11 protein-coding genes are annotated in these 14363 nt (G+C 71.8%); 6 read left to right on the forward strand and 5 right to left on the reverse strand.

Annotated features, from left to right (window positions below; genetic code table 11):
- Nucleotides 1-18: 18 nt before the first annotated feature.
- From arc to AB0L00_RS15810, 3 genes are all read right to left on the reverse strand, one after another.
- A complete protein-coding gene (gene arc, locus AB0L00_RS15800) occupies nt 19-1791 on the reverse strand; it encodes a proteasome ATPase (protein WP_364433867.1) in 1773 nt (590 codons plus the stop codon).
- 238 nt (nt 1792-2029) lie between these two features.
- Entirely contained in the window at nt 2030-2962 is a 933-nt protein-coding gene (locus AB0L00_RS15805; protein ID WP_364433870.1) for a tRNA (adenine-N1)-methyltransferase, read from the reverse strand.
- Between the two features lie 9 nt (nt 2963-2971).
- Nucleotides 2972-4102, reverse strand: coding sequence for a site-2 protease family protein (locus tag AB0L00_RS15810; RefSeq protein ID WP_364433873.1), 1131 nt, complete (start codon nt 4100-4102; stop codon nt 2972-2974).
- Nucleotides 4103-4223: 121 nt separating this feature from the next.
- Between AB0L00_RS15810 and AB0L00_RS15815 the strand changes: the two genes are divergently transcribed.
- The 6 genes from AB0L00_RS15815 to AB0L00_RS15840 all read left to right on the forward strand — a co-directional run bounded on the left by AB0L00_RS15815 (nt 4224) and on the right by AB0L00_RS15840 (nt 11362).
- A complete protein-coding gene (locus AB0L00_RS15815; RefSeq protein ID WP_364398345.1) occupies nt 4224-5123 on the forward strand; it encodes a PD-(D/E)XK nuclease family protein in 900 nt (299 codons plus the stop codon).
- A gap of 73 nt (nt 5124-5196) precedes the next feature.
- Nucleotides 5197-5826: an exonuclease gene (locus tag AB0L00_RS15820; protein WP_364433876.1), complete on the forward strand. Its 630-nt coding sequence runs from the start codon at nt 5197-5199 to the stop codon at nt 5824-5826.
- Nucleotides 5827-6021: 195 nt separating this feature from the next.
- Nucleotides 6022-7203, forward strand: coding sequence for a sensor histidine kinase (locus tag AB0L00_RS15825; protein WP_364433879.1), 1182 nt, complete (start codon nt 6022-6024; stop codon nt 7201-7203).
- Nucleotides 7204-7881: a response regulator transcription factor gene (locus tag AB0L00_RS15830; protein WP_345346765.1), complete on the forward strand. Its 678-nt coding sequence runs from the start codon at nt 7204-7206 to the stop codon at nt 7879-7881.
- A gap of 209 nt (nt 7882-8090) precedes the next feature.
- Nucleotides 8091-8861 carry an ABC transporter ATP-binding protein gene (locus AB0L00_RS15835; RefSeq protein ID WP_364433883.1) on the forward strand — a complete coding sequence of 257 codons (771 nt, stop codon included), beginning with the start codon at nt 8091-8093 and terminating at the stop codon, nt 8859-8861.
- Nucleotides 8861-11362, forward strand: coding sequence for an FtsX-like permease family protein (locus AB0L00_RS15840; RefSeq protein WP_364433886.1), 2502 nt, complete (start codon nt 8861-8863; stop codon nt 11360-11362). Before AB0L00_RS15835 ends, AB0L00_RS15840 begins: the two co-directional genes overlap by 1 nt.
- Nucleotides 11363-11405: 43 nt before the next feature.
- Here AB0L00_RS15840 and AB0L00_RS15845 read toward each other — a convergent pair whose 3' ends face one another.
- A complete protein-coding gene (locus AB0L00_RS15845) occupies nt 11406-13121 on the reverse strand; it encodes an ABC transporter substrate-binding protein (RefSeq protein ID WP_364433889.1) in 1716 nt (571 codons plus the stop codon).
- A gap of 81 nt (nt 13122-13202) precedes the next feature.
- Nucleotides 13203-14297 (reverse strand): dipeptide ABC transporter ATP-binding protein, encoded by a 1095-nt coding sequence (locus AB0L00_RS15850; RefSeq protein WP_364433892.1) that lies wholly within the window; start codon nt 14295-14297, stop codon nt 13203-13205.
- Nucleotides 14298-14363 lie beyond the last annotated feature (66 nt).

Here is a 14363-nt window from a genome sequence, read left to right on the forward strand (position 1 = left end):
CACGGGTTTCTTCGTCGGTCAGAGGTACTGCCCGGTGTTCGCGACGGTGTCGATCGAACGCCCGGCCTCGGTGCCCTGCTTCCCGGAGACGAGGGTGCGGATGTAGACGATCCGCTCGCCCTTCTTTCCGGAGATGCGGGCCCAGTCGTCGGGGTTGGTGGTGTTGGGCAGGTCCTCGTTCTCGCTGAACTCGTCGACGCAGGCGGCGAGAAGGTGGGTGACCCTCAGGCCCTTCTGCCCGCTGTCGAGGAAGTCCTTGATGGCCATCTTCTTGGCCCGGTCGACGATGTTCTGGATCATCGCGCCGGAGTTGAAGTCCTTGAAGTACAGGACTTCCTTGTCGCCGTTGGCGTACGTGACCTCGAGGAAGCGGTTCTCCTCGGTCTCGCTGTACATCCGCTCGACGACACGCTGGATCATCGCGTCGACGGTGGCCTCCGGAGAGCTGCCGTGCTCCTTCAGGTCGTCAGGGTGGAGCGGCAGGTCCGTGAGGATGTACTTGGAGAAGATGTCCTTGGCGGCCTCGGCGTCCGGACGCTCGATCTTGATCTTCACGTCGAGGCGGCCGGGGCGGAGGATCGCCGGGTCGATCATGTCCTCCCGGTTGGAGGCGCCGATCACGATGACGTTCTCCAGGCCCTCGACGCCGTCGATCTCCGACAGCAGCTGGGGGACGATGGTGTTCTCGACGTCGGATGAGACGCCGGATCCGCGGGTGCGGAAGATGGAGTCCATCTCGTCGAAGAACACGATCACGGGGGTACCCGCGGAGGCCTTCTCGCGGGCCCGCTGGAAGACCAGGCGGATGTGCCGCTCGGTCTCACCGACGTACTTGTTGAGCAGCTCCGGGCCCTTGATGTTGAGGAAGAAGCTCTTCCCCTCGGCACCGGTCTTCTCGGCGACCTGTTTGGCGAGGGAGTTGGCGACCGCCTTGGCGATGAGGGTCTTGCCACAGCCGGGCGGGCCGTACAGCAGGACGCCCTTCGGGGGACGGAGCTGGTGCTCGCGGAACAGGTCGGCGTGGAGGTAGGGCAGCTCGACGGCGTCGCGGATCTGCTCGATCTGCGGGCCGAGGCCGCCGATCTCCTGGTAGGAGATGTCGGGGACCTCTTCGAGGACGAGCTCCTCGACCTCCGCCTTGTGGATCTTCTCGTAGGCGTATCCGGATCGGGTGTCCAGCATGAGCGAGTCGCCGGCGCGCAGGGGGACTCCGCGCAGGGGCTCGGCCAGCTTGACGACGCGTTCTTCGTCGGCGTGGGCGATCACGAGGGCGCGTTCGCCGTCTTCGAAGGCCTCCTTCAGCATCACGACCTCGCCCTGCGTCTCGAACTCGAGAGCGGCGACGACGTTGAGCGCCTCGTTGAGCATGACCTCCTGGCCACGCTGCAACTCGTCGATCTCGATGCCCGGACTGACGTTCACCCGCAGCTTGCGGCCACCGGTGAAGATGTCGACCGTGCCGTCCTCGCGGGCGGCGAGGAACGTTCCGAAGGCCGACGGGGGCTGCGCGAGCCGGTCGACCTCCTCCTTGAGGGCGATGATCTGCTCTCGGGCTTCCTTGAGGGTCGCCACGAGACGTTCGTTCTGGCCCGTAACCGCGGCCAGACTTGCCTGCGCCTCGTGAAGGCGCTCTTCGAGTACACGAACTTGTCGGGGGGACTCCGCGAGCTTGCGGCGCAGCACGGAGATCTCCTCCTCCAGGAAGGAGACCTGCGTCTGGAGGTCGCGGACCTCCTTTTCGTGCTGCGCCTTACGCGCCCCGGCATCGTCACGAGCGGCCACGCTCGTCACCTCCTCAGGCAGAGACGACGACCTACCTGAAACCCTACCTATCCCGAGCGCCTCCGTAACCTGGCCCAGGGGTACTCGTGTCGTGGCGTGGGAACCATGTTCTCAATGAAGTGGCAGGTCCCCGAGGTTGATGATCTTCGGCGAAGCCCCCCGGTCCTGGGCAAAAAGATCGCCGCCGGGGCTTGACGCCGCAAGTTCTGGCGTCCGGACAGGGCCGGGCGGGGTGGAGAGATTCTCGTCACTCTCCGGACAGATCGGCTTCGGCGGCCGGTTCCCGGGGCGTCGTCTCGGCCGTCTCGCCGTGGGCGCCCTTGGCGGGGCGGCGGCGCCGCGCCGGGGGGCGTACGCCGTCGGCGAGCCGGCGGGCGGTGGCGAGGAAGCCGGTGTGGCCGACCATGCGGTGGTCGGGCCGGACGGCGAGGCCTTCGACGTGCCAGGAGCGCACCAGGGTCTCGAAGGCGTACGGCTCGGCGAAGTTGCCGTGCTCGCGCAGCGCCTCGACGACGCGCGACAGCTGGGTGGTGGTGGCGACGTAGGCGCAGACCATGCCGCCGGGGACGAGGGCCTTGGCGACGGCGTCGAGGCACTCCCAGGGGGCGAGCATGTCGAGGACGACGCGGTCGACGTCGGTGTCGGTGAGGGCGTCCTCGAGGGAGCCGACGGTCAGCCGCCAGGCGGGGTGCGGGCCGCCGAAGTAACCCTCGACGTTGGCGCGGGCGACCTCGGCGAAGTCCTCGCGGCGCTCGTAGGAGGAGACGGTGCCGTGCTCGCCGACGGCGCGCAGGAGCCAGCAGCTGAGCGCGCCGGACCCGGCGCCGGCCTCGACGACGCGCGCGCCGGGGAAGATGTCGGCGGCGGCGAGGATCTGGGCGGCGTCCTTGGGGTAGACGACGGCGGCGCCGCGCGGCATGCGGAGGGTGTGGTCGGCGAGGAGGGGGCGGAAGGCGAGGTACTCGGTGCCGCCGGAGGACCGGAAGACGCTGCCTTCGGGGCTGCCGATGATCTCGTCGTGCGGGATGGAGCCCTTGTGGCTGTGGTAGACCTTGCCGGCCTGCAGGGTGACGGTGTTGATGCGGCCCTTGGGGTCGGTGAGCTGAACCCGGTCGCCGGGGCGGAACGGCCCGTGCGGGACCTTGGGCATGCGGGAACCGGCGATGGAGGGTTCGGTCATGTTCTAAGGCTACGGCCTCGCGACGGTCCGGCTGACGTCCTCGGCGGCGAGCACGCCGTACATCTCCCCGGTCGGCTCGACCAGAAGGTACTCGGTGGCGGGGGTGCGCTGGATGGCGGCCAGGAGGTCCTCGCCGGAGAGGTCGGCGGGCAGGATGAGGCCGGCGTCGAGGGTGCGGGTGAGGGAGGCGGTGTCGACCCAGGGGCGGCGGTTCTCCGGGGTGGCGTTGACGGCGCTCTCGCTGACGATGCCGAGCGGGTCGCCCTCGTGCCCGATGACGACGATGGCGCCCGCCCGTGCCTCGCGGGCGCGGCGGACGGCCTCGGCGAGGGGCAGGTTCTGCGGGACGCGTACGGCGCGGCGGGCGAGGGTGCGGGCGTTCAGGAGCGGGATGCGCTCGCGCAACTGGGCGACCCGGATGGCCTCGGTGGCGCCCATCCAGATGAACGACGCCACGAGGGCGCCCCACAGGACCGTGAGCCAGCGGTCGTCGCCGGTGACGGACATGGCGGCGCTGAGGGCGAGGACGGCGATGGCGACGGCGCGGCCGATCCAGCCGGCGGTGACGGTGGCGGCGCGCTGGCGGCCGGTGAGCTTCCACACGCCGGCGCGGACGATGCGGCCGCCGTCGAGGGGCAGGCCGGGCAGCAGGTTGAAGACGCCGACGAGGAGGTTGGCGACGGTGAGCGCCTCGACGAGGAGTTCGGCGACCGGTGGCAGGCTCGCGAAGTGAAGGACGGCGTAGCCGCCGCCGGCGAGCGCGAGGGACAGCGCGGGACCGGCGGCCGCGACGGCGAACTCGCGGCCGGGGGTGCGCGGCTCTTGCTCGATCTCGGAGACGCCGCCGAGGACGTGCAGGGTGATGGCGCGTACGGGCAGGCCGAACCCGCGGGCGACGACGGAGTGGCTGAGCTCGTGGACCAGCACGGACGCGTAGAGCAGCACCGCGTACAGGAAGGCGACGAGGAAGCTCTGCGGCCGGTCGACGATGCGCAGCGCGGTGGGCTCGAACATCACAGTGATGATGATCGCGACGATGAACCAGGTCGGCGAGACGTACACCGGTATGCCGAACGGCCGTCCCATGAGGATGCCCGGGCGGCGGGAGGGACCGCTGTCGCGGGGGGTGCTGTCTGCCACGGGGGGAATGCTACGCGTCCGGCTGTCAAGGGGACCTAAGGGCGTCGGGCGCGATCCCCCCGAGGGCGGGCGGGCATGTTCCGGCGCGATTCTGTCGCCGGTCTCCCCTAGGGTTGCGGTCATGACGGCCATCGAGACCGGCGCGGCGTCCTCCGGCGGTGCCAGCGTGATCGGCACGTTGTCCCCGTCGCGGGCGGGCGATTTCATGACGTGCCCGTTGCTGTACCGCTTCCGGGTGATCGACCGGATCCCCGAGCGGCCGAGTCCGGCGGCCGTGCGCGGCACGCTCGTGCACGCGGTGCTGGAGCGGTTGTTCGACATCCCGGCGGCGGAGCGCACGCCGGCGGCGGCGCTGGAGCTGCTGGGGCCGGAGTGGGAGCGGCTGCTGGCCGAGGAGCCGGAGCTGGCGGACCTCTTCGACGGCGCGGACGTCGAGGCGGCGCGCGCGGAGTGGCTGGCCGAGGCGCGGGCGATGGTCGAGCGTTACTTCGTGCTGGAGGACCCGCGGCGGCTGGAGCCGGCGAACCGTGAGCTGTACGTGGAGACGGTCCTGGAGTCGGGCCTGCAGCTGCGCGGCTACATCGACCGGCTGGACGTCGCCCCGACCGGTGAGGTCCGGGTGGTCGACTACAAGACGGGCAAGGCGCCCAGAGCGGACTTCGAGGCGCGGGCGCTGTTCCAGATGAAGTTCTACGCGCTGGTGCTGTGGCGGTTGCACGGCACGGTGCCCCGGTTGCTGCAGCTGATGTACCTCGGCAACGGCGAGGTCCTGCGTTACTCCCCCGACGAGGCGGATCTGCGCGCGACCGAGCGGAAGGTCGACGCGCTGTGGCAGGCGATCCGCCGGGCGATGGACTCCGGCGAGTGGCGGCCGCGCAAGAGCCGGCTGTGCGACTGGTGCGACCATCAGCAGCGCTGCCCGTCGTTCGGCGGGGAGCCGCCGCCGCTGCCGGTGGTGGGCGGCGGGACGGGGACACCGCGGGACGAGGTCTCGCCGCGGGATCCGCGCGACGACGTGTGAGGTCCGGCGTCGCCTGGTGGGCGGCGGGAAAATGAGGTGACCGGGCGTCCGGCGACCGGCATGATCGGCTGATATGAGCCGGAACGAGACGCCGCGGTCGGCGGGCGGGACCGCCCCGGACGTGTACATCTCGGCCGACGTGGAGGCCGACGGCCCGATCCCGGGGCCGTACTCCATGATCAGTTTCGGGCTGACGGTGGCGGGGACCTACGACGGCCGGACGTTCGAGCGTCGGGATCCGGAGGCCACGACGTTCTACGCCGAGCTGCGCCCGATCAGTGACGAGTACGACGCGGCCGCGCTGGCGGTCAGCGGCCTGGACCGCGAGCGGCTGCTGCGGGAGGGCCGTGATCCGGCGGAGGCCATGTCGGCGGCGGCCCGGTGGGTCCAGGCGGCCGGCCGCGCGGAGGGCGGCAAGCCGGTGTTCGCGGCGTATCCGCTGGGCTTCGACTGGATGTTCCTGTACTGGTACTTCGTACGGTTCGCCGAGACGGGGTCGCCGTTCGGGCACTCGCGTTTCCTCGACCTGAAGACGCTGTACGCCGCCCGGTCCGGGGAGACGGTGACCCGGTCGGTGAAGGGTCGGATGCCGCGTCATCTGCTGTCCCGCCGGCGGCACACGCACCACGCGCTGGACGACGCGGTCGAGCAGGCCGAGCTGTTGCAGAACCTGATGGCGTGGGACGGCGCCCCGGCCCGATGACCTCCCGGCCACCGGAGGCGGCGACCTCCCGGCCACCCGAAGCGACGGTCTCCCGGCCGTTCGTGGCGACGACCTCCCGGCCGCCCGGCCCGAGGACCTCTCCGCCGCCCGGGGCGGTGTCCTCCTCCCGGAGGAGGAGAAGGGATCCGCGTGCAGGAGGGGACCACTCACGGTCACACGCCCTAACGTGTGGGTGTGTCCGAGCTGATCCGTGGTCGCCGCGCGTGGCTGGAGGCGCATCCGATCGCGACGGATGCGCTGATGTCCGTGCTGCTGACGGTGACCTTCATCACCGCGATGGTGCTGCAGGGAGACGACGGCGTGCCCAAGGGGCCGGACGTCTTCAGCGTGGGCCTCAGCGGCGTGGCCCTGCTGTCGCTCACGATGCGGCGGCGGCTGCCCGTCTCGGTGCTGGCGTTCATGGTCGGTGTTTGCGTGCTGCTGACGGCGATGGGCTATGACATGTCGGCGCCCGCCGTGGCCGTGCTGATCGCCACGTACACCCTCGCGGCGCATCGCGGGCTGGCGACGAGCCTGTCCGTGGGCGTGGTGACGCTGCTGGTGTTCATCGCGCTGCTGGTCGGTGTGGGCGCCGATTTCTGGCCGGCGGTGAGCAACACGATCCTGTTCGTGGGCGTCTGGTGGCTGGGGCGGAGCCTGCGGCTGCGCCGGGCCTACCTGAACGAGCTGGAGGCCCGGGCGCGGCGGTTGGAGCGGGCGCGGGAGGCCGACGCGCGGGCGGCGCGTACGGAGGAGCGGTCGCGGATCGCGCGGGAACTGCACGACGTGGTCGCCCACCACGTCAGCGTGATGACCGTTCAGGCCGGCGCGGCGCGGCGGATCCTGGAGCGTGACCCGGACGCGGTACGCGACGCGCTGACGACCATCGAGCAGATGGGGCGTACGGCGCTGGGCGAGATGCGGCGGCTGGTGGGGGTGCTGCGGACGGAGGCGGAGCCGGTACGCGGTGAGCTGTCCCCGCAGCCGGGGGTGAGCGACGTGGGCGAGCTGGTCGATCACCTGCGGGAGACGGGGCTGCAGGTGCAGCTGTGGATCGAGGGTGAGAGCCGGTCGCTGTCGCCGGGCGTGGATCTGGCGGCGTTCCGGCTGATCCAGGAGGCGCTGACCAATACGCTGAAGCACGCGGGTCCGCAGGCGCGTGCCTGGGTGCGGATCCACTACACGGACCGGCAGCTCATGGTGGAGGTCGAGGATGACGGCCGGGGGTTGGCGGCCGGGCTCGGCCAGAACGGCAGCCGTGGGCATGGGCTGGTGGGCATGCGTGAGCGTGTCGCCCTCTATGGTGGCGATCTGCGGATCGGGCCGCGTTCCGGTGGTGGGTTCGAAGTCCGCGCCCGTTTCCCGTTGGAGGTCTAGGTGACGATCAGGGTGCTCCTCGTCGACGATCAGCCGCTGCTGCGCACCGGCTTCCGGCTCATCCTGGAGGGTGAGCCGGACATCGCGGTGGTGGGCGAGGCCGGCGACGGCGCGCAGGCCGTGGAGCTCACGCGGACGCTCCTGCCGGAGGTGGTCCTGATGGACATCCGGATGCCGGGCGTGGACGGGATCGAGGCGACGCGCCGGATCGTCCGGGAGGGCGCCGCGACCCACGACCCGCGGGTGCTGATCCTGACGACGTTCGACCTGGACGAGTACGTCGTCGAGGCGGTGCGGGCGGGGGCCAGCGGGTTCCTGCTGAAGGACGCGCCGCCGGAGGACCTGGTGGCGGCGATCCGGATCGTGGCGAACGGCGACGCGATCGTCGCGCCGAGCGTGACACGGCGGCTGCTGGACAAGTTCGCGACGCGGCTGCCGGCCGTGCGGGAGACCGCGCCGCCGCGCGGGCTGCGGATGCTGACCGAGCGGGAGCTGGAGGTGCTGCGGCACGTCGCCCGCGGGCTGTCCAACGCGGAGATCGCGGCGGAGCTCGTCGTGAGTGAGACGACCGTGAAGACGCACGTGGGCAACCTCCTGGCCAAGCTCGGGCTGCGCGACCGCGTGCAGGCCGTCGTCTTCGCGTACGAGACGGGTCTCACCCAGCCGGGTCAGAGCTGAGGCCTTCCGGCAGATCACCGGATCTGCCGGAAACCCCCCGGGCCGCGTCCTCCCCTAGGAGGAGACGGCGCGGACGCTCCGTCTGCGGGTGGAAGCGGCCTCCGTCCGCTGGGCCGACGAAACCGCTCACCCCGGGTTTTAGTCTCATGCGAGACAAAGCACCGTATGTGAGCAGGGAGTACTGTTCCGTGCCTGATATCCCCTCCCCCGTGACCGAGCCTCCCGGGCCGGTCTCCGTCGCACCGGCCGCGCGCGCCGACCGGCTCGTCAAGGAGTACGGCCGGGGTGACGTGAAGGTCATCGCGCTGAACGAGGTGTCGGTGGATCTGCCCGCCGGCCGGTTCACCGCGATCATGGGGCCGTCGGGCTCGGGCAAGTCGACGCTCATGCACTGCATGGCGGGGCTGGACTCGGTGGACTCGGGGCGGGTCTTCGTCGGCGACGTGGACCTGACCCGGCTGGACGACAAGCGGCTCACCCGGTTGCGGCGAGACCGGATCGGCTTCATCTTCCAGGCGTTCAACCTGGTCCCGACGCTGACGGCGCTGGAGAACATCACCCTGCCGCTGGACATCGCCGGCCGGCGGCCGGACCAGGCGTGGCTCGACACCGTGGTCGACTCGATCGGGCTGCGTGACCGGTTGTCCCACCGGCCGAGCGAGCTGTCCGGCGGCCAGCAGCAACGGGTGGCGTGCGCCCGCGCGCTGGTGAGCCGCCCGGAGATCATCTTCGCGGACGAGCCGACCGGCAACCTGGACTCCCGGTCCGGGGCGGAGGTCCTGGCGTTCCTGCGGAACTCCGTGCGGGAGATGGGGCAGACGGTCGTCATGGTGACGCACGACCCGGTGGCGGCCGCCTACGCGGACCTCGTGCTGTTCCTGGCCGACGGACGGCTGGTGGACCGGATGCAGGATCCGACGGCCGAGAAGGTGCTGGAGCGCATGAAGGGCTTCGAGCTGCCGGGGGCCGGCTACCGGTGATGCTCAAGGTCACCGTGCGCAACCTCGTGGCGCACAAGATACGCCTGGCGCTGACGGCGTTCGCCGTGGTGCTGGGTGTGGCGTTCGTCGCCGGCACGCTGGTGTTCACCGACACGATGGGCCGGCAGTTCGACCGGCTGTTCTCCCGGACCGGCAAGGGCGTCGCGGTCGAGGTCCGCCCGAAGAAGGTCGTCGAGTCCGATGACGGCGCGGCGGCGCCGACGCTGCCCTCGTCCCTGGTCGCGATGGTCGGCCGGGTGCCCGGCGTGGCGCGGGCGCACGGCGGGGTGACGGGCTTCGCCGCGGTCGTCGGCAAGGACGGCAAGGTGGTCGGTGGTTCCGGACCGCCGCAACTGGGTGTCGGCTGGGACTCCGGCGACCGGAACCTTCCCATCACGGCCGGGCGCGGCCCGGCCGGCGCGGGCGAGGTCGCCATCGACCGGCAGACGGCGGAGAAGGCCGGTCTGAAGGTCGGGGATCGGGCCCGTGTCCTCGTCCAGGGGCCGACCCAGTCGGTGACGGTCGTGGGGACCATCGACTCCGGCAGTCTCATGGGCGCGACCGTCACGGCCTTCGACCAGGGCACCGCGCAGCGACTGCTGCTGCGACCCGGCCGGTTCAGCGACATCACGGTCGCGGCGCGGAAGGGCGTCTCGGAGACGGCGCTGCGCGACCGGATCCAGCGGGCGCTCCCGTCGCCGGACTACGAGGCGATCACGGGTACGAAGCTGCGCGAGGAGAACAAGAGTCAGGTCGCGACCATCATGTCGTTCATCCGGACGGCCTTGCTGATCTTCGCGGTCATCTCGGTCTTCGTCGGCGCGTTCATCATCTTCAACACGTTCTCGATGCTGGTCGCCCAGCGGTCCCGGGAACTGGCGCTGCTGCGCGCGGTCGGCGCCTCGCGCCGGCAGGTCACCCGCGCCGTGCTCGGCGAGGCGGTCGGCGTCGGCCTCGTCGGCTCGACCGTGGGGCTGGGCTCCGGCGTGGGCCTGGCGGTGCTGCTGCGGACGCTGTTCAACGCGCTCGGCGCCGACCTGGGTGGCGGGCTGGCGTTCACCTACAAGCCGGTCCTGTGGTCGTACGTCGTCGGCATGGTCGTCACGGTCGTGGCCGCCTACTTCCCCGCCCGCCGGGCGGCGAGGATCCCGCCGGTCGCCGCGATGCGCGACGACGTCGCGACGCCGCAGCGGTCGCTGCGGATCCGGGTCGTGGCCGGGTCGCCGGTGACCGCCGCGGGGGCGGTCCTGGGCGGGCTCGGACTCGGCGGTTCCGGCGCGGCGCTGCTGGGTGTGGGCCTCGCCCTGGTGTTCCTGGGCGTGGCGATGCTCGCGCCGGTGCTCGCCCGTCCGGTCGTGCGGGCGCTCGGCGTCGCCTACCCGCGGCTGTTCCGGACGCCGGGACGCCTGGCGACGCAGAACGCCCTGCGCAACCCGCGCCGTACGGCGGCCACCGCCTCCGCGTTGATGATCGGGCTGGCCCTCGTCAGCGGGATCAACGTGGTGAGCGCGTCGGCGAAGGCGTCGATCTCCCGGCAGGTCGACCGGAGCTTCGCCGCCGACTACATGGTCACCGCGGCGGAACGGATCTTCAGCCCGGCGGAGCCGGCTCAAACGGTGCGGGCCGCGCCGGGGGTCGAGCAGGTCACGGCCCTGTACTCCGGCCGGTTCGCGGCGGGCGGCGGGACGAGGTCGTTCGTGGCCACCGAACGCCCCGCCGACCTGGAGCGCGCCGCCCGGCTGTCGCTGGTGTCGGGGTCGACGGACCTGGGCCGGGACGGCCTCCTGGTCGACCGGCCGACCGCGACCTCGGACCGGCTGCGGGTGGGTTCGACGGTCGGCGTCCGCTTCCCCGACGGGAGCACCGCGTCGGTGCGGGTCGCCGGGATCTACGCCAGGAACCCCCTGGTCGGGTCCCGGGTGCTGGCGCTGCCGGCCTACCTGGCGCACACGGACCACCCCACGGGCGTCGCCCTGATGGTCAACGTCACCAAGGCCGACACCGCCACGAAGAAGGCCGTCGAGCAGGCGCTGAGCGCCTATCCCGGCCTCAAGGTGCAGGACCGGTCGGACGTGAAGAAGAGCGTCCAGCAGAGCGTCGACCAGTTCGTGCTGCTGCTGACCGCGCTGCTGGCCCTGTCGATCGTCATCGCCGCGCTGGGGATCATCAACACGCTCGCGCTGTCGGTGATCGAGCGGACGCGGGAGATCGGGCTGCTCCGGGCGATCGGCACGAGCCGCCGGCAGACGCGGCGGATGATCCGGCTGGAGTCGGTGCTGATCGCGGCGTTCGGCGCGGTGCTCGGCATCGCCATCGGCGTGGTCGCCGGGATCGGCTTCCAGCGGGCGCTCAGCGGCCAGGGTCTGACCGTCCTGAGCGTGCCGGTCGCCACCCTGATCGGCTACCTCGTACTGGCCGCGGTCATCGGCGTCCTGGCGGCGCTGTGGCCGGCCTGGCGCGCCTCCCGCATGGACGTCCTCAAGGCCATCGCCTTCGAGTAGGTCGGCGCCATCGTCCCCCTGCCCGGCCGGGCGGCCCCGCCGGTCAGCGGGACGACGACGTCCGGGCCTTGGTCCGGAGGCCGAGCGCGGCGTAGTCGTACATCCCGTAGACGGGGTGGACGTAGGCGTTCGCGAGCGCGGGCGGCCGGTACAGCACGGTCTTCTCGGTCAGGAGCGGAACGAAGGCGCCCGTCGCCATGACGGCGCGGTCGGCCTCGGTCCACCGCTGCGCGCGGCGCGTCGCGTCGGGGGTCCGCGCTCCCAGGGCGAGGAACCGGTTCACCCGCGCGTCCCGCAGTTCCATCAGGTTCGGGTTGTTGACCTTCGCGACGGCGCCGGTGAGGGGCCGCAGGAAGGCGTACCCGGTGGGCCGGTTCGCGGCCCAGGAGTCGATCAGTACGCCCAGGCCGTGCCGGTGCGCGTACGCGGGCGAACCGGCCGTGCTGCCCCACTGGAACGCCGACAGGGTGGTCACCCGCGCGTCGATGCCGATCTGCCCGAGCGCCTGGCGCAGGGCCTGGGCGGCGGCGACGTCGCCCGGCCGGTCCCCGCGCACGGCGAGGCCCGTGGTGAACCCGCTCGAGTGGCCGCACGCCGCGAGCTCCTGCCGTGCCCGCGCGACGTCGTGCGGGTACGGGTCGGCGGCCTGGTACCCGGTGACCGTGGGCGGCAGGACGCCGGTGGCCGGCACGCCCGCGGTGGGGCCGCCGTAGGCGCGCTGGACCGCCGTGCGGTCGACGGCGTACTGGACGGCGCGCCGGCAGTGGACGTTGTCGAACGGCCGGACACGGGTGGACAGCGCGGCGTAGTGCACGAGCCCGGTCATCGGGTCGTCGGCCCGGGCCTTCGCGGCGGGCGCGCCGAGGATCGTGGTCCGGGTGGCGGGCTGGACGCCGGCGCCGGCCAGGTCGGCGTCCAGGGCCCCCGAGCCCAGCCTCGCGTCGAGGTCCGCGGCGGCGACCTTCTCGGTCACCTCGATGCGGTCGGGCAGCGCCGCGCGGTTCGGATCGTCGTGCCAGTGCGGGTTGCGCACCAGCGTGAAGCCCTTACCGACGTCGTGCCGGGCGAACTGGTACGGCCCGGTCGACATCGGGTGCTTCTCGTAGTCGGTCCGGGTGTCCTTCGCCCGCGGCACGGGAGCGGTCTGAGGGCCGGCCGCGAGCTGGTCGAAGTCGTAGTCGGGCCTCTTCAGGTGGAACACGACCGTGCGGTCGTCGGGCGTCGTCACGCCGGTGAAGTGGTCGAGGTCGCGGTCGAGGTAGGGGCCCCAGTACTTGCCGGCGAGGGCCTCGCGCAGGTCGCGCGGCCCGTGGGTGAGCTGGGCGGTGTAGGAGCCGCGCGCGATCGCGTACTTGACGTCACGAGCATGGACCGGGGTGCCGTCCTCGTACGTGATCCCGGGGCGCAGCTTGTACGTCCAGGTCCGGCCGCCGTCGCTGGGCCGGCCGAGCGACTCCGCCAGGTCGGGGACGAGCCGCAGCCCGGCCGATCCGGGAGCCGCGGCGTAGGTGACGAGGGAGCGCGCGTACAGGCGGGCGAGGTCGGCCTCGTAGGCCAGGCCGACGTCGCCGGGGTCGAGGGAGACCGGGGCGTCCGTGGCGGCCAGGCGCAGGGTGCCCCCGCGCACGGTGGACGGGTACACGACACGGGACGACGCCTGGTCGAACGACGTGTCGAGGCGCACCGTGGTCCGACCCCCGCCGCAGGCGGTGGCACCGAGCACGAGAAGGACGGCACAGGCCGCGAATCTACCTCTCACCGGTAAATTATTGCAGTCAGTGCATCATTCCGGCAAAACGCCGCATGAGATCTCCGCCACTCGGATCCGGCCGGTCCGCGGTCAGGCGTGGCCGGCCTCCTCGGCCGTCTCGGCCGCCTTGGTCACCTTGGCGCCTGCGCCCTCGGGGGCGTTCTCCGGGAAGTGGCAGGCGACGCGGTGGCCCGGAAGCACCTCGACCAGCGGCGGCTCGATCTTGCCGCAGATCTCCTGGGCCTTCCAGCAGCGGGTGTGGAAGCGGCAGGCCGGCGGCGGGTTCAGCGGGCTGGGGACGTCGCCCTGCAGCCGGACGCGCTCGCGGCCCTTGCGCTTGGTCGGGTCGGGGATCGGAACCGCCGACATCAGCGCCACGGTGTAGGGGTGCATCGGGCTCTTGTACAGCGCCGTGCTGTCGGCCAGCTCGACCAGCTTGCCGAGGTACATCACGCCGACGCGGTCGGAGATGTGGCGCACCACCGACAGATCGTGGGCGATGACGACGTAGGTGAGGTTGAACTCCTCCTGCAGGTCCTCGAGGAGGTTGACGACCTGAGCCTGGATCGACACGTCCAACGCGGAGACCGGCTCGTCCGCGACGATCAGCTTGGGCCGCAGCGCGAGGGTGCGGGCGATGCCGATGCGCTGGCGCTGCCCGCCGGAGAACTCGTGCGGGTAGCGGTTGTAGTGCTCGGGGTTGAGCCCGACGACCTCGAGCAGGTCCTGCACGGCCCGCTTGACGCCGCTCTCGGTCGCGATGCCCTGCAGCCGGAACGGCGCTCCGATGATCGACCCGACGGTCTTGCGGGGGTTCAGCGAGGAGTACGGGTCCTGGAAGATCATCTGGAGGTCGCGCCGCAGCGGCCGCATGCTGCCCTGGGACACGTGGGTGATGTCCTGGCCCTGGAAGATGATCTGCCCGTCCGACGGCTCCAGCAGCCGAGTGATCATCCGGCCGGTGGTGGTCTTGCCGCAGCCGGACTCGCCGACGAGGCCGAGCGTCTCGCCCGCGCGCACCGCGAAGTCGACCCCGTCGACCGCCTTGACCGCGCCCACCTGGCGCTTGACGATCGCGCCACGGGTGACCGGGAAGTGCTTGCGGAGCCCGCGGACCTCCAGCAGCGCGTCGCCGTCACCGGCCGGCCGCTGGTCCGCCACGACCTCGCTGTCGGGTGTAGTCACTGTCTCTCCAGTTCGATCCGGCTCTTCGGCCGGTGCCATTCGACGACGGTACGCGCCGGCGCGGCG

This window comes from Actinoallomurus sp. NPDC052308, assembly GCF_040679195.1.
Lineage (GTDB): Bacteria > Actinomycetota > Actinomycetes > Streptosporangiales > Streptosporangiaceae > Actinoallomurus > Actinoallomurus liliacearum.

Coding starts and splice junctions, on each gene's coding strand:
- AB0L00_RS15805 (WP_364433870.1), bottom strand. CDS start 2,962: ATGACCGAACCCTCCATCGCCGGTTCCCGCATGCCCAAGGTCCCGCAC.
- AB0L00_RS15815 (WP_364398345.1), top strand. CDS start 4,224: ATGACGGCCATCGAGACCGGCGCGGCGTCCTCCGGCGGTGCCAGCGTG.
- AB0L00_RS15820 (WP_364433876.1), top strand. CDS start 5,197: ATGAGCCGGAACGAGACGCCGCGGTCGGCGGGCGGGACCGCCCCGGAC.
- AB0L00_RS15840 (WP_364433886.1), top strand. CDS start 8,861: ATGCTCAAGGTCACCGTGCGCAACCTCGTGGCGCACAAGATACGCCTG.